Consider the following 21,370-nt stretch of genomic DNA (forward strand, 5'->3'; position numbering starts at 1 on the left):
ACAAGATGAACAGACGCGAAACAGTCGAATTCGTCAACATGTGTATGATTTATGACGGAGAAAAAGTTCTTGTCCAAGACCGAGTGAAGTCTGACTGGCCTGGCATCACTTTTCCTGGCGGGCATGTAGAGCGCGGAGAATCTTTCACCGAGGCCGTTATCAGAGAAGTCAAAGAAGAAACTGGACTGACCATATCCAAACCCCAACTTTGTGGCATAAAGGATTGGTATGATGATAAGGATTTTCGCTATGTCGTTCTGCTCTACAAGACAAAGCACTATTCTGGTGTGCTGCAAGCCTCAGATGAAGGAAAGGTTTGGTGGGAAGATTTGCAAAATCTGTCTCATCTGAAACTTGCAACTGAGGATATGTCTGATATGCTGCGTGTTTTTTTAGAAGACGATTTAAGTGAATTCTTTTACTATAAAGACGGCGACGACTGGCTTTATGATTTGAAGTAAAAAATGAGGCTGGGACAAAAGTCCTAGCCTCTCAATTGTCTTTGGATTGTCGAGCAGGACGCAGTGGTTGAGTGGGCTCTACTACGCTGATTTCATCAGCTTTTACAGCCCTACTCAACTGTGCGGAGGTGGGACGACGAAATCGAATTCTAACGAATTACCGATTTCTGTCCCACTCTCATTTATTCTGCATTTGTCCGAACGTAAGCTGCAATCACATCTGATGTGTACTGGGCTGTGCCTGGACCAAATTTGTCAATATTTTCCTTAAACTCTGGGTTATAGACATAGCCTTTACCGATATGGCCGAATACTTCAATAGAGCAGTCAAAACCATAAGTACGGATGGCTTGCAAGAGTTGAGCTGCCTGTTCTTGATTTTCTGCTGCCTCAACTGGCAAGCCTTGCTGCATATTCTCCGCCAGACTTTGAAAAACTTGATTGAAGGCTGCGGCAGATTCTTCTTCCCGTCCATTTTGACGAGTCAGTGCTTCTGACATGACTTCTTGACCATATTCTTCTACAGCCTTTTGGTAGTATTTTTGATTGTCTTCGTAGGCAAAACCTGCGAATTTTTCTTTCATTGTCATCTTTCTTTCTCCTTTTTCTTCTTGGATAGTTTTTCGCAAGGTAGAAATCAAGGTATCCAAGCGGTCTCTTTCCTGCTGCAAATACTCTAACTGCCTCACCAGATGCGGCAATAAGGCCTGATCGTCCTGACTCAGCAGCTCTGCTATTTTCTCCAAAGAAAAGCCCAGATACTTATAGTAAAGGATGACCTGTAGCCGCTCTAGATCAGCTTGACTATACGTTCGGTAGCCATTTTCTGATTTTTGAGGAACCAAAAGCCCGATTTTGTCGTAGTGGTGCAGGGTTTTGACAGAGACACCCGAAAGCTGCGCAGCTTCTTTGATATGATACATAAAAAAACCTCCTTGCCCTTATAGTATAAGCCCTGACCTTAGGGCAGAGTCAAGCTTTTTATGAAATTTTTTAAATCACTTTAAATTTTCCAAAGTAGCTAGTATTTATTTGTGAGAAACCATGGCAATAAAGCCCAGTTTTTCTTGATTCTTTTGGAACATCTTAAACATCTTCATAAATTGACTGTAGTTTTCTTTTTTAAGGGCATTGAAGCAAATTTTCAGAGTGCCACCCAGCCCTTCGTCATATATCATCCCTCGAAGGCTCATCAAGGTCATTTCACCGACAAAGGTGTCCACACGGTCAAAAGCATGAGAACGTGCCAGCTGAATCCAAGATCCCTCGGTTAGAGGCCCCACATTGACATTAATCGCACGAGATAGCTCTTCTCGGACATTCTCATCTTTTTGCTTGAGCATGACGTCGTGGGTGAGGAGCACTCCACCTGGCTTCAGCACCCGGTAGTACTCATCCATACATTTGGCCTTCCCCTTATCCGTCTGCATGGTCAGCATGGCTTCATTGATAACAATATCAAAAGAATTGTCATCATAAGGCAGCTTCATGGCATTAGCCTGCTCAAATGTGACGAGTTCACCAACACCAGCCTTGTCTCCATTAAGCTTAGCCTGAGCCAGCGCAGCCTTATCCAAATCAACTGCAGTAATCTGGCAGCCATATCTTTTAGCTAGCTCGATTGTTGTGGTCCCCATATTGCAAGCGACTTCTAGAACTTTCTTATCGCTGGAAAACTGCCCCTGCTCAATCAGCCAGTCGGTTGCCAGCTTACCACCGGGACGAAGGCGTTTCTTTCCTAATTTTGCTAAAAATTTATGACCTGCTTCTGCCATTTCCGAACCTCCATGATTTTGATTGCTTCCATTATAGCACAAAATATTATATTTTCAGATAATTCTTAGAATTCAGCAAAAAAACAGACCGAATCGACCGATTCAATCTGTCCTGTATCTTCTTTAAAGTCCAAGAGATCCGGCCAAATAGCGTAGCAAGGCCACCAAGACTACACCAAATACAACAGTTGCAATTAAGTTCTTATACTTAAAAGCTACATAGCTAGTCGGAAAAACGACCATTAAATCCAGCCATTTAAAACTCGGCAGCTGACCTGTTTTAGCATTGGTGACACTGGACAGGATAAGGGCAAAGATAATGGAAACTGGCAGATATTTGAGAAAACGCTCTACCATGGGCGGAAGCCCCTTGTACTTGACTAGGATAAAGGGCAAAACCCGCGGAATCCACGTGACCAGGGCTGACAAAAGAATGGCCAATAAAATATACTTACTTATCATCCAAAATCACCCCCACTGTACAGCCTAGCAAGGTTGCAAAAAGCACCGCCAGCGAATTTTGAAGCAGCATGGTCAGGATCAAGTAGGCAAGGCCCACCACACCTAAGACCAAAAATAGCTTCTTTATATTGACCCGTCGCAGCATGATTGTAAATTGAGAAGAGAAAATGCCAATAAACATAGCTACTAGGGCAAAGTCCAGGCCAAAGCTCTCAGGATTGGGCAGAAGGGCACCAAGAGCAGTTCCTAAAACAGTACCTAAAATCCAAGAAGCATAACTCATGAAATTGTTACCCATCATCCAGCTAGCAGCAATCTCTTCTGTATACACCTGCTCTCCCATCAAGACCCCATAAGATTCATCTGTCAAAAAAGAGCCAATGACAATATTCTGAGCCAAGCTAGACTTACGAAAAAGGGTTGAGGCATGCAGACAGAGCAAAAGATGCCGAATATTTATCAGAAAAACAGTCAGTGCGATGGCCAAAACCGGCGCCTGCTGGGCAAATAAGCCAATCATGGCAAACTGGGCACTGCCCGCATAAACCAAAATACTCATCAGCCCCATCTCCAAGGGATTCATATAAGGCGCCGCCATGATGCCGCAGGCTAGGCCAATCCCAATATAGCCCAGAGCCGTTGGTACTGCCGCTTGTGCTCCTTGTTTAAATGTCTGTCCGCGCATTCTTCTCCTTTACTCCATCGTTTCAAAAGCCAGGCTCGGCTTAGCATTCAGATCCAAACTGGCAAAATTTTCCTTATTCCACTCACTGATGCTGGCATAGGCAATCATACCAGCATTGTCACCGCAGAGGCGCAGTGGTGGAATAATCACCTTGACATCCTGAATCTCAGCTGCCAAGCGTTCTCTCAGGCCTTGATTGGCTGCAACACCTCCCGCCACGACCAGAGTTTTGACTGGATATTTTTCCAGCGCTTTTTTAGTCTTGGCCATGAGAATATCCATGACCGCTGCCTGAAAGCTAGCCGACAGGTCTTGATTAGACAAGACTTCTCGCTTTTGCTGGGCATTGTGGTGCAGGTTGATAAAGGCCGACTTGAGACCGGAAAAAGAAAATTCCAGATTGTCTTCCTTGATCATGGCCCGCGGAAAATCATAAATATCCTGTCCCTCATGAGCCAGCTGATCAATCTCCCTACCTGCTGGATAGGTCAGGCCCATGACTCGACCGACTTTGTCATAGGCTTCACCGACCGCATCATCGCGAGTTTCCCCCACAATCTTATAATCACCAGCTTGACTGACATAGACCAGCTCAGTATGACCGCCGCTGACCAAGAGAGCCAGCAAGGGAAACTCCAAGGGTTCCACGCTCTGGGCTGCCATCAGGTGCCCGGCCATATGATTGACCGGAATCAAGGGAATCCCATGAGCCCAAGCAAAGGACTTGGCCGCTGCCAAGCCGACCAGAAGCGCCCCAACCAGACCAGGACCGTAGGTAACGGCCACCGCTGTAACTTGCTCCTCGCTAATCCCTGCTTCTGCCAAGGCCTCCTCAATGCAAACCGTAATGACCTCCACATGGTGGCGGCTAGCCACTTCTGGTACCACTCCGCCAAAACGCTTGTGACTCTCAATCTGGCTGGCAATGACATTGCTCAAAAGCTCAGTCTCATTCTTCAGAACCGCCACACTGGTCTCGTCACAAGACGTCTCAAAAGCTAAAATATATCTATCTTTCATGGATCTCTCTTTTCATGACAATCGCATCTTCCACCGGTGCATGGTAGTAGGCTTTCCGCCGCGCGATTTCTTCAAATTTTTCTTTTTTGTAAAATAGCAGAGCTGGCTTGTTGGACTCCCTCACTTCGAGGAAAGTTTCTTTGTCAGCTGGCAAAAAGTCAAACAAGGCTGTCGCGATTTTCTGTCCCTGATAGCTAGGCAATACAGCAATCTGCAGGACTTCTGCTTCAAAGTCTGTCTCCTGCCAGACTAAAAAGCCGACAAGCTGACTTTCATCTTCTGCTAGCGCACAACTATTCACATCCGAGCACAGAACCTCTTCCAATTGACCCACAGTCCAAGGGCTGACCTCATAGACAGCAAATAAGAGCTGTTCCAGCTCTTTTGCGAGAGTTGCCGAGTCCACATCTGAGCTATCGCTCCATTTTCTCATCTCAATCATAGGCGCTGAATGTAAGAATCGCTGGATTCTTGGTGGTTCTTGAGCCAGTTTTCCTCAGCTTCTACCCGCTTGAGATAGTTAGGGACAAAGTCATGAATGGACTGGGCTGGCAGGTCTAAACCAATACGACCAACAGCTGCTGCGTCTGGCAAAGTTGGCTGAATGGCAGCCTGAGGAAGAGCCGCTTCAATCTGCTCCGTAAAAGCTGTCGTTTCTCCGACAAAGGTGACTGATTGGTTAGCAGCGCCAGCCATTTCCAACACCTCTGCCAAAGGCAGATGAGCTTCTGGCCGTACAGCCTGACCAGACTGGTAAAAGCCAGCATAGACATTATTGCGGCGGGCATCCATGATGGGAATGACCAAGCCTTCCACCTGCTCTGGGACTAAAGCCAGCAGACTAGACACACCGACCAGCTCAATCTTGAGGGTATGAGCCAGAGTCTTAGCTGTCGCCACCGCAATTCTCAGGCCTGTGTAGCTGCCTGGCCCCTGCGCCACCACGATCCGATCCAAATCGGCCGGCTTCAAATCCAGACTATTCATCAGAAAATCGATAGCCGGCATAAGGGTAATACTATGATTTTTCTTAATATTGAGCGTCACTTGCCCCAAGGTCTCCTTATTCTCTAAAATTGCTAGAGAAAGAGCCTTATTTGACGTATCCATCGCTAAAATGTTCATCATTTTCTTCCTTACTCGAGTGTTTGTTTTTTATTATACTACAAAAGCAGCGACAAGGGTAGAGAGAGGCAGTCATTTGGTTACCCAGATTGTCCTTAAAAGCTTTTCTGAAAATCTCCACAAGATTTTCTCGGCTATGTCTTTTACTAAAAGCTGGTTTTATGATATAATTGGTTAGAATTATATCGAATCAAGGTCAATCTACTACTCATAAAACTGAATAAAAGAAAACAGCTGATTAGCTGTCGTTTTCTGTAGCTTGATCGTGAAAAATGGAAGGAAATAAAATGATTTACAAAGTTTTTTATCAAGAAACAAAAGAACGCAGCCCACGCCGTGAACAAACACGTGCCCTCTATTTAGATATAGAAGCAACCGATGAATTAGAAGGCCGCATCAAAGCCCGCAAATTGGTCGAAGAAAAGACTCCTTACAATATTGAATTTATCGAACTCTTGTCTGACAAACACTTGGAATACGAAAAAGAGTCAGGCGCCTTCGAATTGACGGAGTTGTAAGCTATGGCATATAACTTAAAGAAAGAAGAAGTTGGTGTTTTCGCCATAGGCGGTCTGGGCGAAATCGGTAAAAACACCTACGGAATTGAGTATCAAGATGAGATTATCATTGTCGATGCTGGGATTAAATTCCCAGAAGACGACCTCTTAGGTATCGACTATGTTATCCCCGACTACTCTTATATCGTGGAAAATATTGACCGCGTAAAAGCTGTCCTCATCACCCACGGGCACGAGGACCATATCGGCGGCATTCCTTTCCTGCTCAAGCAAGCCAATGTTCCCATCTATGCCGGCCCTTTGGCCCTGGCCCTCATTCGGGGCAAGCTAGAGGAGCATGGACTTTTACGGGATGCCAAGCTCTATGAAATCAATCAAAATACAGAGTTGACCTTTAAAAATCTGAAGGCGACTTTCTTCCGCACAACCCACTCTATTCCAGAACCTTTGGGGATTGTCATTCATACGCCACAAGGTAAGATTGTCTGTACCGGTGACTTCAAGTTTGACTTTACACCAGTCGGTGAGCCAGCAGACTTGCACCGCATGGCCGCTCTGGGCGAAGAAGGCGTACTCTGCCTCCTGTCTGACTCGACCAATGCTGAAGTTCCGACCTTTACTAATTCCGAAAAAGTGGTTGGACAGTCTATCATGAAGATTATCGAAGGCATTCATGGACGGATTATTTTTGCCTCTTTTGCTTCAAACATCTTCCGACTCCAGCAGGCAGCAGAAGCTGCTGTCAAGACAGGGCGTAAAATTGCAGTCTTTGGCCGCTCTATGGAAAAGGCCATTGTCAACGGGATTGAGCTAGGCTACATCAAGGTTCCCAAAGATACCTTCATCGAACCAAATGAACTCAAGGACTATCCAGCTGGTGAAGTGCTGATTATGTGTACCGGAAGTCAGGGTGAGCCGATGGCAGCCCTGTCTCGGATTGCTAATGGTACCCACCGCCAAGTTCAGTTGCAGCCTGGAGATACCGTCATCTTCTCATCCAGCCCAATCCCTGGAAACACCACTAGCGTCAACAAGCTGATCAACATCATTTCCGAGGCTGGTGTAGACGTTATTCACGGTAAGATTAACAACATCCACACCTCTGGACACGGTGGTCAGCAAGAGCAGAAACTCATGCTTCGCTTGATCAAGCCTAAATATTTCATGCCAGTCCATGGTGAATACCGCATGCAGAAAGTCCATGCAGGTCTAGCCGTTGATACTGGAGTACCAAAAGACAATATCTTCATCATGAGCAATGGTGATGTGCTGGCTCTGACAGCTGACTCAGCTCGTATTGCCGGCAGCTTCAACGCTCAGGATATTTATGTTGATGGGAACCGCATTGGTGAAATCGGAGCAGCAGTCCTGCGCGACCGTAAAGACCTGTCAGAGGACGGTGTGGTTCTGGCTGTCGCGACGGTTGACTTTGAGTCCAAGATGATCTTAGCCGGTCCAGATATTCTCAGCCGCGGCTTTATCTACATGCGCGAATCAGGAGACCTCATTCGCCAAAGCCAGCGCATCCTCTTCAATGCCATTCGCATTGCCCTTAAGAATAAAGATGCCAGCGTCCAATCTGTTAGCGGCGCTATCGTCAACGCCTTGCGCCCTTTCCTCTACGAAAGCACCGAGCGCGAACCGATTATCATTCCGATGGTGCTTACACCAGACGAAGACAACTAAAAAAATAAGCTTTGCTAGACTAGCAAAGCTTATTTTTTTGTAAACTTTAATGGTGATTGCCAATTGACTTCCATCTATTGAGAATGGCTCAGCTCAGTCGCTTGATGAAATGATATTTGGTCACACCTTTTTGTGGAACATCTTCCAGACTAGCATAGATTTCATAGCCTTGCTTGATGTAAAAATCCTTGGCTTGATAAGATTTGGTGGACAAGGTGATGCTGCTGACTCCCGCTTTCTCAGCCTTTTCTTCTAATTCTGCCAGAAGACTGGCTCCCAAACCTTTTTTCTGATGTTCTTTATCCACTACCAAAGCCTTGATATGGATGTTTTCCAACACCTGCTGAGCATGGAGCAAGGCGATTAAGTTTCCTTCCTCTTCCCGTGTCAGATAATAATCCTTGGGCTCAAGTTCTTCAAGCCTAGCTAACCCAAAAGAAGCCTCATATTGTTCCTTAAAAACTTGCTCGATAAAGTCTTGAAATTCTGTCATTTCTTGCTCCTAACGAAAAAGCAGAATAATAACTCTGCTTTTTCCTTCTTTATTCCCCTTCAAAGACATCTTTCATCTTATCAAAGAAGCCTTTCTTCTTAGGGCTCACTGTGATGTCTCCAGCCGCCGCAAAATCCTTAAGAGCCGCCTTTTGACGGTCATTGAGGCCTGTCGGCGTTACGACATTGACAGTGACATATTGGTCACCGACACTTCCATCGCGTAGATTTGGTGCTCCCTTGCCACGCAGACGGAAACGTTTGCCAGTCTGGGTTCCCTCTGGAATTGTCAATTCAACATTTCCATGCACAGTTGGGATTTCCACACTGTCGCCCAGAGCTGCTTGCACAAAGTTGAGGTTGAGCTTGTAGTAAATGGTAGAACCGTCACGTTCAAATTTATCGCTTGGCTCAACGTTCACCACTACATACAAGTCACCGTAAGGACCACCATTAAAACCTGCCTCACCTTGACCCGCCAAGCGAACTCGTTGACCTGTTTCCACACCAGCTGGAATTTTTACATGAACGCTATGCGCTTGCTTTTCATGTCCCGTTCCATGGCAGGTTTCGCATGGACTTTTGATTTCTTGTCCGCGACCGTGACAGACATCACAGGTTACTTGTCGACGCATCATACCTAGTGGTGTCTGAGTATCGACGTTAATAACACCAGAGCCGTGACAGCGGCCACAAGTTACTGGGCTAGTTCCTGGCTTAGCACCTGAACCATGACAAGTCCGACAGCTAGCCTCACGATTGTATTTCACTTCTTTTTCTGTACCGAAAATAGCCTCTTCAAAGCGGAGATTTACCCGATACTGGAGATCGTCTCCTTGACGCGGAGCGTTTGGATTACGAGTCGCACCACCGCCAAAGAAGCTAGAAAAGATATCTTCGAAGCCGCCAAAACCAGAGCCATCAAAGCCACCAAAACCGCCTGCACCGCCGCCAAAGCCACCATTGGCTCCCGCCGCGCCGTATTGGTCATAGGCAGCCCGCTTTTGCTCATCGCTCAGCGTTTCATAAGCCTCCTGGACTTCCTTATATTTATCTTCCGCCCCAGGCTCCTTATTGATATCTGGGTGATATTTTTTAGATAATTTCCGATAGGCTCTCTTAATCTCATCCTGAGAAGCATTCTTAGAGACACCTAAACGATCATAAAATTCTGTATTGTTCATATAAGATACCAAGAGCGAACAGAAAGCGACTGAAATTTAGGAAACCTCTTAAGAAATCCTGATTTCTTAAGAGGTTTATCTAATTTCCAAGCTTTCCGCTCGAGTTCAATTACGAACACCCTTGTTCCTTTCTGTTAATATTGCGGAACGAAACCTCGATTTAGGTCGGGTTCAGTTCCCTTCTAACTTAGTTTAAAGAAAAACCAAAAATTTACGTTCCAACTCTTTTCTTACCGAAAAACAGAGGCTGGGTTGCAACCTCTGGATTTCTTCCTATCATTACGACGTTCAAGTTTTAAAAATCAAACTAGTAATGCTGAATTGAGCACGCCCTAACCTCTTGGTGAAAAAGATAAATCTTTCTAGAAACTAAAGTTTCTGCGTCAGATTTCCTATTTTCACTGTGAGGTTTTAACGGGCTTTGCATCTTATTTTTCAGTAAACTCTCCGTCTACGACGTCATCGCCTGCGTTTCCTGTTGCTTGTGTGCCTTCTGCTCCTGCTTGAGCTTGTTGAGCTGCTGCGGCTTGTTCGTAGAGTTTCACTGCCAAAGCTTGAGCTTTTTCGTTCAACGCTTCGAGTTTTACTTTCATGTCGTCCAGGTTGTTGTCTTCTTGGGCTTTCTTAAGGTCATCAAGGGCAGCTTGGGCAGCATCGCGTTCTGCATCAAAGCCTTTGCCTTCAGTTTCTTTGATAGTCTTTTCAGTCGCAAAGATAGCTTGGTCTACTTCGTTACGAAGATCTACTTCTTCCTTACGTTTCTTATCTGCTTCAGCATTAGCTTCTGCATCTTTCATCATACGGTCGATTTCTTCATCAGTCAAACCTGAGTTAGATTGGATGACAATTGTTTGTTCTTTTTGAGTTCCAAGGTCTTTGGCCTTAACAGATACGATACCGTTCTTGTCAATGTCAAATGTTACTTCGATTTGAGGAATTCCACGAGGTGCAGCTGGAATATCAGTCAATTGGAAACGTCCAAGAGTCTTGTTATCTGCTGCCATTGGGCGTTCACCTTGAAGAACGTGGATATCAACGGCTGGTTGGTTGTCTGCCGCAGTTGAGAAGACTTGTGATTTAGATGTTGGAATAGTAGTGTTGCGATCAATAAGTTTTGTGAAGACTCCACCCATTGTTTCGATACCAAGTGACAATGGTGTTACGTCAAGAAGGACAACGTCTTTAACATCACCAGTGATGACACCACCTTGGATAGCAGCACCCATAGCCACTACTTCATCAGGGTTAACTGATTTGTTTGGTTCTTTACCAGTTTCAGCCTTAACAGCTTCTACAACGGCTGGGATACGAGTTGAACCACCAACAAGGATCACTTCGTCGATTTCTGACAAGCTCAAACCTGCATCTGAAAGGGCTTGACGAACTGGAACTTTTGTACGTTCTACAAGGTCGCGAGTCAAATCATCGAATTTCGCACGAGTCAAGGTCATTTCCAAGTGAAGAGGTCCAGCTTCACCAGCAGTGATAAATGGCAAGCTGATTTGAGTTGAAGTCACACCAGAAAGGTCTTTCTTAGCTTTTTCAGTTGCGTCTTTCAAACGTTGAAGAGCCATCTTGTCAGCTGACAAGTCGATGCCGTTTTCTTTCTTGAATTCTGCTACCAAGTGGTCGATAATTTTTTGGTCAAAGTCGTCACCACCGAGTTTGTTATCCCCTGCAGTTGCTAATACATCAAAGACACCATCACCGAGTTCAAGGATAGATACGTCGAATGTACCACCACCAAGGTCGAATACCAAGATTTTTTCTTCTTTGTCAGTCTTGTCCAAACCGTAAGCAAGGGCTGCTGCAGTTGGTTCGTTAACGATACGTTCTACTTCAAGACCAGCGATTTTACCAGCGTCTTTAGTTGCTTGACGTTGAGCATCGTTGAAGTAAGCTGGAACTGTGATAACCGCTTTGGTTACTTTTTCACCAAGGTATTCTTCAGCGTAACCTTTCAAGTATTGAAGAATCATAGCTGAGATTTCTTGTGGAGTATATTCTTTTCCATTAGCAGAAACTTTTTCAGAAGTACCCATTTTGGATTTGATAGAGATAACTGTATCTGGGTTTGTCACTGCTTGGCGTTTTGCAGCATCACCAACGATGATTTCACCATTTTTGAATGACACTACAGACGGAGTTGTGCGGTTTCCTTCTGGATTTGCGATGATTTTACTTTCAGTTCCTTCAAGAACTGCAACTGCTGAGTTTGTTGTACCTAAGTCAATACCGATAATTTTAGACATGTGTTTTTCTCCTTAAATTTTATTTTCTATTTTTCTTTTTAATACTCTTCTTAAGTGGCGACGCCATCAGAGCTTGACTCCGTCAATCTCTTTGACTAAACTTTGAGCCTAAGGTCTCAAAGTTTGCGTAAATAGCGCCACGGCGAAGAGTATCGCCTTTGGTTCGCTTCGCTCACTATTGGTAAAGCTGAACCATTGTTTATCATTCTTTCATAGTTTATTGTCGTTTCGGACAAGAGAAACTACCCTTTTTCTGCTTTAGCAATCCCACTTGTCCTAATGTAAGCCTTATGCCCACAGTGAGGACAAGACAGCCATTCATCATCTCTATTAGGATAATCGTCCATATACACAGAGACATTCACACTGCCACCGCATTCATCACAGGTATTCTCTCCTTGATAATAACGTTGTGCAGTCTTACGATATTCTTCATTCTGCTTCTTATTTTTTTCAAAAATATCTAACATATCTTACCTCCTAGTTATAAACCACTACCATTGCTGGTCTTAGGATGCGATCATGGAGTTTGTAGCCTTTTTGGAAGACTTGGGCAATAGTATCTGCTGGATGTTCGTCATCTGCTGGAAGAGTTTGGATGGCCATATGGTAATTATGGTCAAATGCTCCGTCCGCTGCGATTTCTTCGATGCCTTCTTCTTTAAGGGCATGAATCAAGCTTTCTTGCACCATTTCCAAGCCTTTTTTGACGTCGTCTGTCAATCCTTCAACGGCAAGCGCACGCTCAAGGTTATCCAAAGAAGGGAGAATCGCTTTTGCCAAATCTTGGCTTCGATAGCGTTGCAAGAGTTGGCGCTCTTCATTGGCACGACGTTGGATATTTTGCATTTCTGCATGAGCGCGAAGGTATTTATTTTCAAAGTCTTCTGCACGCTCATTTGCTAGTTCTAGTTCTGATTTTTCAGGAGTGGTTTCATCAGCTTCTTCAGCGGTTTCTACCTTTTCTTCAGTAGCTTCTACCACTTCCTCTTCTTTTACTTTTTCGTTTTTTATTTCCTCAGACATTTTTCGCCTCCTTTTTAGGAATTTATGTAATTTCATGTTCAACTCACCTCATAATGATTGCTACTCAGATATCGGTAGAAATCTGTGAGTTTCATCGTCAAGACTCGATTGACAACATTGAGCTGACTGACCACTTTTTGGTAATCCAGATTGACTGGACCGACCACCGCCAGCATACCAAATCCTCGATAGGGAATTAAAAACTTGCTGGAAATCAAGGTTAGATTGGCCAGACAGTCCTCTTGACTAGCTGCGACTCGGACATTTTGCATCTGATCCTCAGCCAGACTGTCACGGATTTCAAAAGCCACCTTCTGACGATCATCAAAGAACTGATAGGCCTCAAGATCCGCAAAACGTAGCAACTGAACCTTACCAGCGACAGCTACTTTTTCCGAAAACATCTGAGCAAAAATATGCTCAAAGAGATCGAGAACATTGTCCGTCGTCGTAAAGTAACGCTGGATAATCTGCGGAATCTCCGTCCGAATCTTGTAGTGAATATCTAAGACCGTCTGTCCTAAAAGGCGCTCCTGAATCATATCCCTCAAGCGCAGTAGGTCATCCTGGAGAAAATTCCTAGGAATCATGAACTGACTGGTCAGGGTATTGGACTCATCCAGAGTAAAGACAGCTAAGGCTGCGTGCTGGCTAATAACAACGATATCAAAAGCCGTCAGCCGTTGCCGACTAGGCTCGACGTCAAGAGCTACAACAGTGCAAGCACTCAACTCTGCCAAGACGTCCGCTGCCCGCTGCAGGATATCCTCCAGCTTGAAAAACTCTTGGTCGAAAGCTTTGACGACCTCGTATAGCTCATTTTCCGCTAGCTGATCAAAGGTCAAGGAATGACGGACAAAATACTGGAAGCCTGCTACACTGGGCTTGCGACCACTTGATGTATGGGCCTTTTCCAGCAATCCTTCCTTTTCCAAGGCTGCCATATCATTTCGAATAGTGGCACTCGAGGACTGGATAGACTCTTGCAAGGCTTTAGAACCGACAGGCTCATGCGTCTTGGTAAAGATATCAATAATTAGATTTAAAATCTCATTTTGGCGTTCTGTTACCAAGGACCTCACCTCTCTTTAGAAAATTTCCAGCCACTGGCGAGATTTTATTTTTTATATTTAGCACTCTAATACATCGAGTGCTAAGTTATGATTCTATTATACACTCTTAAAAATGAATGTCAAGACAAAAAACCAAAAAATTAGCACTCTTTTTGCAAGAGTGCTAAAAATCAGTCTCAAGTCCTAGAAAACTTTATTGGACAGGATTCCTTTTACAATTCTTTTGATGAGCTTTAAGCTTTTTCATAGCCCAATCATAGTGGCTGGATGTAGAGCTGACAAAATAAGAACCCAAGGTCGTTCCGCCCGTCCATTTATAAACTCCCTTGGAAAACAATTCTTCATTGGTTAAGGTTGCGGCTAGGTCCAGGACAGCTCTATGCGAACTAGCCAGCAAAGAACTTGCCTCCTCAAGAGAGGTCTGCTGGTGCTTTTCCCAAAATGCGGCATTCATCTCACCATACGTTCTCCAATTGTAGGGAGCTGGCAGAAAAGTCTTCTCTTCTCCCCTTTGATTGGCCTGCACCCAGTTAAGTAGCAGTTGGTGCCATTCATAAAGATGGATTAAGACATCCCTCAGGTTCCGGTCGCGCTTCCAGTGAGCTTCTTTCTTTTTCTCATCCTTTGAAAAATCAAAGGGCCTCGCCAACTCTTCTGCTGTCATGTTCGAAATGAGCAGATTGAGTTTTTCAAAATTTTCTGTAGCAACAGCCAGTAAATCGTTTTTTGTTGTAGGTCTTGGCATGACAAATTCCTCCTATCTGACGGAATACCTTAAGATGGTTTTCAACTTTTCTTCTGGTGTCCTATTTTTGTTGCTCAAGTAAATCTCTCTGTGAACTTGGTCGCATCTTTCGAGTCCCAAGCTGATTGCTAGCTCGTCCATTTTCTCAAAAGAGGCCGGCTCACTGTCATAACTTCCTACGTGTAAAACCTGAATGGCCCGCTCCTCTGGCAATCTCTGCAAACAAATGTCTTCATAGAGAGGATGAGGCTTTTTCTTGCGGACATTCTCAAGGGCTGCCGCAAATATATCCTGATCGATGACATTAGGCTGCTGAATCATGAGCTGATAGCGAAGCTGACTTTTATCGAAGCCTTCCACAGCAGCTTTTTCCCATATCCCCTCCAAAGGATAAACTGTGAAATCCTTCACCTTGTCCTCCGCCTCATCTTTCATCATGGATTTAAAGAGCATTTTTATGGGATAGGCCAGTGAATAAAGGGCAGATACCCGCTCGGAGAAATCCGCTTCATTGGGATCGCCCGCTCCTTCGATCACAATGAACTGTTGACTTGGCACCTCTACCAGCTCTGGCTTTTGCTTGGCTCCATAAAAGCATTTCTCACTCTTTCTCCATTCATATTTCATCTTGCTGCCTCCTTTTCTCTTCTTATCTATTAGTATACAAGAAGATACCTGACACCCTATGTCAAGTTTTATATTTTTCTACCAGCCTAGAAAGCATTTCATTCATTTTCAATCGGATTTCGGGCGGATCTAAGACCTCCACAGCGTCTCCAAAGGACAGGATATAACTGTACAAACGGTGATCGTTGGGAATTTCGATTTCTGTATATAAATTTCCTTCGGCATCTGTCCGAATGTCTCCGCTTAGTTCATCATAAACCCTGAAGGCCACTTTGCGATCAAACTTGACTGTCAGTTTAATGGTATTTTCATAGGTCAGTTCTTTTTCCAAGACGACATCTTCAAAGCTGTCCTCAAATCTCTCCTCCAGCCGCTCCAAATTTTTCATCCTAGATAGCTTAAAATACCTGAATTCCTGTCGCAAGAGGCAAAAAGCATAAAGATACCAACTCTGATTTCTAAACAACAAGCGTATAGGCTTAACACGACGGCTTGTCTCCCGCTCGTCACTAGCAAAGTAAGAAAAAGAAACAAGGTGCTTACCTAGAATCGCAGTTTTTAGTTGATGAAAGGTAGCTTCATATGCTTTATCGTTTTGCCAGTGATTAAAATCAATTTCGATCCAGTTGGGATTTTTGATTTGAAATAGCGCCGAAAGCTTTGTAAGTAGGTCACTCTGGTAAAGCTGGCTGATGCTGTCCAGACCTTGCAGAGCCGCCATGATCTGCTCTTTCTCCTCTGCTGTCAGCAAGGACTTCCGCAAGACATAATCCTCTGCGATTTCTATACCGCCACCTTTTCCTTGCGTGGTATAAATCGGAATCCCAGCGCTGCTAAGAGAATCCACATCTCGATAAATAGTCCGAACCGAAACTTCGAATTTCTCTGCTAGCTCCGTTGCAGTCACTTTCCCTCTCTCCAAAATATAGTACAATATCCGAAATAGTCGATTATTCTGCATGCCTACTCCTTCTCCTCTCCCTATTATACAATACTTGCCATAGCATGTCATATTTAGGCAGGTTAGACCCAGGATAAGCTAAAATGAAAAAGAGAGTGGGACAGAAATCGGTAATTCGTTAGAATTCGATTTCGTCGTCCCACCTCCGCACAGTTGAGTAGGGCTGTAAAAGCTGATGAAATCAGCGTAGTAGAGCCCACTCAACCACTGCGTCTTGCTCGACAATCCAAAGACAATTGAGAGGCTAGGACTTTCGTCCCAGCCTCTTTTAGTAATTAGAAACCTTATTTTCGATAGATATTATTCTCATGACCACTACTAAACTTTGCCACTATTTCCTGCGACAGGGGCAAATGTTGGCAAAGCCACCCCCTCTTTTAGCAGGGCTTCATGGTAGAGCTTATAGAAAATATGATACAGACTCGCTTGCATACCGCTTGCAACGATTAGACTAATTCGAAAATAAAACTGGCCGCTCGCAGTCATTTGCGGTCCCAGAATATCAGGTTCCTTCAAAACTTCTGGATGTTCAGGCACGGCTTCCTGATTGACAGCAGCGATAATCCGATAGATCTCATCCAAATCCGTCTCGGCATAGATAGGAATATCAATCAAAACCCGCATATCACCACGAGAAAGATTGCTGACAACGGTGATATTTCGATTGGGCACAAAGTGAAGAGTTCCGTCCGCATCGCGTACCTGCGTAGTCCGAATCCCAACACTGACAACCGTTCCTGCGATCTTGATAGCACCATTGGTCAAGCGAACATTGTCCCCTACATCCAATTGACGCTCTAAGAGAATAAAGAAACCGTTGACCAAGTCGGACAGAAAGCCCTGCGCTCCCATCCCAATGGCTACGCCGGCAATCCCTGCCCCAGCCAAAAGACTTGAGACCGGCATACCCAAAATGGATAAAATCCAGTAGAACAAGAGAAAATAAAGAGCATAATTGAGCAAATTCTCAATCAGACGTGTAATGGTCTTTTGCCGAGCGACATCCTGCCGTGATAATTTCAAAGACGGCGCAATCAGTCTAGTCACAAAAAGATGGAGAATTTTCTTAGCCACCCAAAATAGTAAACACAAAAAGACCAAAGAGACGAATTTTGAAAATACATCATCCAGAATAGCTGACCAGTTGAATTGCTGGAAATAGCGCGTAAAAACATTCCCATTAGCTGTCATTCTTTCCTCCTATGAGATACAAAAATCTTATTCATTATACCACAAAGGGCGACAGATAGGCATCAAAGCAGCCTTATTCTGCATAGCGAATACTAAAAAACATTGATTTTATACGACCTCTAGCGTATAATGGAAAGCAGTTTATTTTAGAAAGAGATCTACTATATTTCATCGAATTCTTTCTGCTTGGAATCGCGCCAATCTTATCAAACGGATTTCTATTGGGATAGTTACAGGCGCCCTGCTGGCCCTCATCTTTCCACAAGCCAGCGCCATTAGCCTCCTTGGTCAAATCTTTGTCGGCGGTCTGAAAGCTATCGCACCACTGCTCATTTTTACCCTCGTTGCCAATGCCCTCTCTCAGCACCAAAAGGGGGCAGAAGAGCAATATAAAAACCGTCATTATCCTCTATCTAATCGGGACTTTTGCGGCTGCCCTTGTCGCTGTCCTTGCCAATTATATTTTCCCTGTGACCATCGAGCTGACCGCAGCTAGCTCGGAAGTTAGTCCCCCAGAAGGCATCGGCCAAGTTCTGAGCAATCTCCTCCTCAACCTTGTCGATAATCCAATCAACGCCCTGACCAAGGCCAATTATATCGGTATTCTGTCTTGGGCAGTTGTCTTCGGGGTGGCCATGCGAGAAACAAGTCAGCAAAGTAAAGAACTCTTGAAAACACTGGCAGATATTACTTCGAAGATTGTCGAATGGATTATCAATCTAGCCCCCTTTGGTATTTTAGGACTGGTGTACACGACCATTTCTGGCAAAGGATTTGAGGCACTTAAGAGCTACGGCATGCTCCTTCTCCTATTACTAGGTTCCATGGCTCTTGTTGCGCTGGTCGTTAACCCCTTGATTGTCTTCATTATGCTTCGGAAAAATCCTTATCCACTGGTTTGGCGTTGCTTAAAAGTCAGTGGCGTCACCGCCTTTTTCACTCGCAGTTCGGCTGCCAATATCCCTGTTAATATGAAACTGTGTCGGGATTTGGGCCTCAATCCTGAAACCTACTCGCTCTCTATCCCACTCGGCTCAACTATCAACATGGCGGGAGCAGCGGTGACAATCAACACGCTCACCCTTGCAGCGGCCAATACACTGGGTATCCAAGTGGACTTCGGAACAGCACTGGTGCTTAGCGTCGTTGCAGCCATTTCCGCCTGCGGGGCTTCTGGAGTGGCTGGAGGCTCGCTTCTCCTGATTCCTGTGGCTTGTAGCCTCTTTAGTATCCCAAATGATCTGGCTATGCAAGTCGTCAGCGTTGGCTTTGTCATCGGTGTCATCCAAGACTCTTGCGAAACTGCCCTCAACTCATCCACAGACGTGCTTTTTACAGCTGTTGCTGAAATGAGCACCTGGCCCAAAGAAAAACGTTATTAAACAAAGCTCTGAGGCTGGGACAAAAGTCCTAGCCTCTCAATTATCTTTGGATTGTCGAGCAAGACGCAGTGGTTGAGTGGGCTCTACTACGCTGATTCCATCAGCTTTTACAGCCCTACTCAACTGTGCGGAGGTGGGACAACGAAATCGAATTCTAACGAATTACCGATTTCTGTCCCACTCTCAGTTTTTTATTTTGTCCTACGAGATACTTTCCTCACTCTTTCCTTAAAGATGATTTAACTTTTTCTTAAAGATAACTGATATCAGCTAGCTTTAAGCCGCAATCTGTATACTTTCTACACATCATCTAAGAAAGAGGTATGGATATGGACTATCTAGTGATTCCAGCTTACGAGCCCGATTATAATTTGATTAAACTGATTCAAAAAATTCAGAGCAAGAGTGATTTTCATATCATTGTTATCGATGACGGTAGCTCAGCCAAGCGCCAGACAGTCTTTGAAAAGGCTGAACAATATGCGACTGTCCTCCATCACGAAAACAATCAAGGCAAAGGACAAGCATTGAAAACTGCCTTCACCTACATCCAATCTCTGGGTCAATACGGAACCGTCATCACAGCGGATGCGGATGGCCAGCACAAGGTCTGGGATATTTTCCGCGTGGCAACCAAGGCTGCTAAAAATCCCAATCAGCTGATTCTGGGAGCACGCGCCTTTACTGGCAAGGTGCCTCTGCGCAGCCGCTTCGGCAACAGCCTGACTCGGACTCTCTTCAAGCTCCAGACTGGGGTGGGGGTCTCCGATACGCAAACAGGCTTACGAGCCTTTACGACCAACATGATTCCATTTATGCTGAAGGTAGAGGGCCAGCGCTATGAGTATGAAATGAACATGCTCCTAGAAGCCAGCAAGGAATATCCCATTTTGGAAGTGCCCATTGAGACGGTTTATATCAATGATAATCAAGGCTCGCACTTCCGGCCGATTCGGGATGGGCTCATGATTTATAAAAATATCTTTAAATTTGCCCTGACCTCTCTCAGCAGCTTCATCGTGGACTACATGGTCTATGCACTGGCTCTCTTGTTTTTAGCTGCTGTGCCGACCAGCCTGAGAATTCTTTTAGCTAACGGGATTGCCCGCGTGACCAGCTCGGTCTTTAACTATTCGACCAATAAAAAGCTGGTCTTTAAGAACGACGACAGCATTCTCAAGACAGGAACTGGCTATTTCAGCCTAGCTCTAGCCCTCTTTATCCTAGACACACTGCTGATTCGCCTCTTCTACGCTGTCTTTGGGCTCAATCTTCTGCTTGCCAAGATCATCGTCGGACTGCTGCTTTTCACCGTCTCTTGGATGGTACAAAAGAGATTCATTTTTAAGGAAAGGACACACACTGCATCATGAAATTTTTAAAGAAAGGCTATGCCTACGCCTCGATTTTTGGCCTACTTCTGACAGCTTCCTTCAGCTACTCCATGCTGAAAACCTTCGTCATTGCTGAAACTATTTCCACAGTCTCCAATACTGCTTCGACGTCCAATGCCGAGGCTGCCAGCAAGGCTGCTGAAACAGCCACAGTGACAGATACCAGCTATTCAGACGACAACATCTCGATTACGCTGACTGAAAAGACCGTCAACAATACCCAAGTCTACATCGCTGATGTGACCGTCAGCTCCGCCGAATATTTGAAAACAGCTCTTGCCAACAACACCTACGGAACCAATGTCACGGCCAAGACTTCAGAAACAGCGGCTAATAACAAAGCCATCCTAGCAATTAACGGCGACTACTACGGTGCCAATTCTACCGGCTATGTCATCCGCAATGGTGTTGTCTACCGTGATACCGTCCGAGAGGACGCCAGTAATGGGGACTTGGCCATTTACAAAGACGGCTCCTTTAAAATCATTTACGAAAATGAAGTCTCTGCCGATCAGCTGGTCAAAGATGGGGTGGTCAATCTCCTAGCCTTCGGCCCAGCCCTCGTAGAAAATGGTGAGATTGTCGTGAATACCAAGTCCGAAGTCGGCCAGTCCATGGCTTCCAATCCACGGACAGCTATCGGTATCATTGATGAAAACCACTATATCATCATCGTTTCAGACGGACGCACTTCAGAAAGTCAGGGACTTTCCCTCTATGAAATGGCTGAAGTCATGAAATCTTATGGCGTCAAGACTGCCTACAACCTTGACGGCGGTGGCTCGTCCACTATGTACTTCAACGGTCAGGTCATCAACAAACCTACCACCAACGGAAATATCTCAGAAAGGGCGGTGAGTGACATTGTCTACATCGGTTACTAATCCCAGCAAAAAACGTTTCAAAAAAACAGCTGTTTCCTACATCCTGCTAACGATTTTCTTCTTTGCTTTCAGCAGAATCTATGAATCCTTCAGCTTCGGGGAAACATCTGTCCACATGCACTATCTCTTTGCTCTTCCTCTCGTTGGGGGCAGCCTCCTCCTGCTCTTTATGAAGATCATTCCTAATCTCTCTCGGCTCAGCCTTAACCTCTGGAACTCAGCTGTAGCCACTATGACAGCAGGTATGCTCTTCCGTGGCATTGTCAATCTATCTGGCCGCTCCACGACACTGGATATGCCCTACTGGTACCTAGGAGCAGGCTTTGTAGCTCTGGCACTATTCTCCATGGTCTTTACGCGCAGTGTGTGGGTAAATAAAGAGACCAGCTCAATATCCTAATCTCATAAAAAAACAGAAAGGTCGTGG

23 protein-coding genes and 1 pseudogene are annotated in these 21,370 nt (G+C 45.0%); 7 read left to right on the top strand and 17 right to left on the bottom strand.

Features of this window, described 5'->3' with window-relative positions:
- Positions 1-5: 5 nt before the first annotated feature.
- Positions 6-461, top strand: a complete 456-nt coding sequence (locus O3651_RS05470) for an 8-oxo-dGTP diphosphatase (protein WP_371609813.1) — start codon at positions 6-8, stop codon at positions 459-461.
- Positions 462-643: 182 nt separating this feature from the next.
- Here the strand turns inward: O3651_RS05470 and O3651_RS05475 are convergent, their stop codons facing one another.
- From O3651_RS05475 to tsaB, 7 genes are all read right to left on the bottom strand, one after another.
- Positions 644-1,384 carry a MerR family transcriptional regulator gene (locus O3651_RS05475; protein ID WP_371609814.1) on the bottom strand — a complete coding sequence of 247 codons (741 nt, stop codon included), beginning with the start codon at positions 1,382-1,384 and terminating at the stop codon, positions 644-646.
- 105 nt (positions 1,385-1,489) lie between these two features.
- A complete protein-coding gene (locus O3651_RS05480; protein WP_371609815.1) occupies positions 1,490-2,236 on the bottom strand; it encodes a class I SAM-dependent methyltransferase in 747 nt (248 codons plus the stop codon).
- Positions 2,237-2,359: 123 nt separating this feature from the next.
- Positions 2,360-2,698, bottom strand: coding sequence for an AzlD domain-containing protein (locus tag O3651_RS05485; protein ID WP_371609816.1), 339 nt, complete (start codon positions 2,696-2,698; stop codon positions 2,360-2,362).
- The gene (locus tag O3651_RS05490) at positions 2,688-3,383 is read right to left on the bottom strand and encodes an AzlC family ABC transporter permease (RefSeq protein ID WP_371609817.1); all 696 of its coding nucleotides are present in this window, start codon (positions 3,381-3,383) and stop codon (positions 2,688-2,690) included. The genes O3651_RS05485 and O3651_RS05490 overlap by 11 nt, the downstream gene beginning before the upstream one ends.
- A gap of 9 nt (positions 3,384-3,392) precedes the next feature.
- Complete coding sequence (gene tsaD / locus O3651_RS05495) at positions 3,393-4,403, bottom strand: tRNA (adenosine(37)-N6)-threonylcarbamoyltransferase complex transferase subunit TsaD (RefSeq protein WP_371609818.1); 1,011 nt, start codon at positions 4,401-4,403, stop codon at positions 3,393-3,395.
- On the bottom strand, positions 4,393-4,845 hold the full coding sequence (gene rimI, locus O3651_RS05500) for a ribosomal protein S18-alanine N-acetyltransferase (RefSeq protein ID WP_371609819.1): 453 nt from the start codon (positions 4,843-4,845) through the stop codon (positions 4,393-4,395). The genes tsaD and rimI overlap by 11 nt, the downstream gene beginning before the upstream one ends.
- Entirely contained in the window at positions 4,842-5,528 is a 687-nt protein-coding gene (gene tsaB / locus O3651_RS05505; protein WP_371609886.1) for a tRNA (adenosine(37)-N6)-threonylcarbamoyltransferase complex dimerization subunit type 1 TsaB, read from the bottom strand. Before tsaB ends, rimI begins: the two co-directional genes overlap by 4 nt.
- Before the next feature lie 287 nt (positions 5,529-5,815).
- Between tsaB and O3651_RS05510 the strand changes: the two genes are divergently transcribed.
- Both O3651_RS05510 and rnjA read left to right on the top strand, forming a co-directional pair.
- The gene (locus O3651_RS05510; protein WP_045497905.1) at positions 5,816-6,046 is read left to right on the top strand and encodes a DNA-dependent RNA polymerase subunit epsilon; all 231 of its coding nucleotides are present in this window, start codon (positions 5,816-5,818) and stop codon (positions 6,044-6,046) included.
- Positions 6,047-6,049: 3 nt separating this feature from the next.
- Positions 6,050-7,732 (top strand): ribonuclease J1, encoded by a 1,683-nt coding sequence (gene rnjA / locus O3651_RS05515; RefSeq protein WP_371609820.1) that lies wholly within the window; start codon positions 6,050-6,052, stop codon positions 7,730-7,732.
- 88 nt (positions 7,733-7,820) lie between these two features.
- On the opposite strand, the gene O3651_RS05520 is transcribed toward rnjA, so the two are convergent.
- From O3651_RS05520 to O3651_RS05565, 10 genes are all read right to left on the bottom strand, one after another.
- Positions 7,821-8,225, bottom strand: coding sequence for a GNAT family N-acetyltransferase (locus O3651_RS05520; protein ID WP_371609821.1), 405 nt, complete (start codon positions 8,223-8,225; stop codon positions 7,821-7,823).
- A gap of 49 nt (positions 8,226-8,274) precedes the next feature.
- Positions 8,275-9,408 (bottom strand): molecular chaperone DnaJ, encoded by a 1,134-nt coding sequence (gene dnaJ, locus O3651_RS05525; RefSeq protein ID WP_045497925.1) that lies wholly within the window; start codon positions 9,406-9,408, stop codon positions 8,275-8,277.
- Between the two features lie 428 nt (positions 9,409-9,836).
- On the bottom strand, positions 9,837-11,660 hold the full coding sequence (dnaK, locus tag O3651_RS05530) for a molecular chaperone DnaK (protein ID WP_371609822.1): 1,824 nt from the start codon (positions 11,658-11,660) through the stop codon (positions 9,837-9,839).
- 242 nt (positions 11,661-11,902) lie between these two features.
- A complete protein-coding gene (locus O3651_RS05535) occupies positions 11,903-12,130 on the bottom strand; it encodes a hypothetical protein (RefSeq protein ID WP_019788051.1) in 228 nt (75 codons plus the stop codon).
- A gap of 10 nt (positions 12,131-12,140) precedes the next feature.
- Positions 12,141-12,686, bottom strand: a complete 546-nt coding sequence (gene grpE / locus O3651_RS05540; protein ID WP_371609823.1) for a nucleotide exchange factor GrpE — start codon at positions 12,684-12,686, stop codon at positions 12,141-12,143.
- Between the two features lie 38 nt (positions 12,687-12,724).
- Positions 12,725-13,759, bottom strand: coding sequence for a heat-inducible transcriptional repressor HrcA (gene hrcA / locus O3651_RS05545; RefSeq protein ID WP_371609824.1), 1,035 nt, complete (start codon positions 13,757-13,759; stop codon positions 12,725-12,727).
- A 193-nt stretch (positions 13,760-13,952) separates the two neighbouring features.
- The gene (locus O3651_RS05550; protein WP_371609825.1) at positions 13,953-14,504 is read right to left on the bottom strand and encodes a ClbS/DfsB family four-helix bundle protein; all 552 of its coding nucleotides are present in this window, start codon (positions 14,502-14,504) and stop codon (positions 13,953-13,955) included.
- 12 nt (positions 14,505-14,516) lie between these two features.
- Positions 14,517-15,131, bottom strand: a complete 615-nt coding sequence (locus tag O3651_RS05555) for a GyrI-like domain-containing protein (RefSeq protein ID WP_371609826.1) — start codon at positions 15,129-15,131, stop codon at positions 14,517-14,519.
- A gap of 61 nt (positions 15,132-15,192) precedes the next feature.
- Entirely contained in the window at positions 15,193-16,092 is a 900-nt protein-coding gene (locus O3651_RS05560; RefSeq protein ID WP_371609827.1) for a helix-turn-helix transcriptional regulator, read from the bottom strand.
- A 318-nt stretch (positions 16,093-16,410) separates the two neighbouring features.
- Complete coding sequence (locus O3651_RS05565) at positions 16,411-17,283, bottom strand: mechanosensitive ion channel family protein (RefSeq protein WP_371609828.1); 873 nt, start codon at positions 17,281-17,283, stop codon at positions 16,411-16,413.
- A gap of 163 nt (positions 17,284-17,446) precedes the next feature.
- Between O3651_RS05565 and sstT the strand changes: the two are divergent.
- The 4 genes and pseudogenes from sstT (at position 17,447) to O3651_RS05585 (ending at position 21,343) form a co-directional block, all read left to right on the top strand.
- Positions 17,447-18,665: pseudogene (gene sstT / locus O3651_RS05570) on the top strand (serine/threonine transporter SstT).
- A 323-nt stretch (positions 18,666-18,988) separates the two neighbouring features.
- Positions 18,989-20,038 (top strand): GtrA family protein, encoded by a 1,050-nt coding sequence (locus tag O3651_RS05575; RefSeq protein WP_371609829.1) that lies wholly within the window; start codon positions 18,989-18,991, stop codon positions 20,036-20,038.
- A complete protein-coding gene (locus tag O3651_RS05580; RefSeq protein WP_187421764.1) occupies positions 20,035-20,943 on the top strand; it encodes a phosphodiester glycosidase family protein in 909 nt (302 codons plus the stop codon). Before O3651_RS05575 ends, O3651_RS05580 begins: the two co-directional genes overlap by 4 nt.
- Positions 20,924-21,343, top strand: coding sequence for a hypothetical protein (locus O3651_RS05585; RefSeq protein ID WP_187421826.1), 420 nt, complete (start codon positions 20,924-20,926; stop codon positions 21,341-21,343). Before O3651_RS05580 ends, O3651_RS05585 begins: the two co-directional genes overlap by 20 nt.
- Positions 21,344-21,370 lie beyond the last annotated feature (27 nt).

The organism is Streptococcus sp. 27098_8_73, from assembly GCF_041432495.1.
Lineage (GTDB): Bacteria > Bacillota > Bacilli > Lactobacillales > Streptococcaceae > Streptococcus.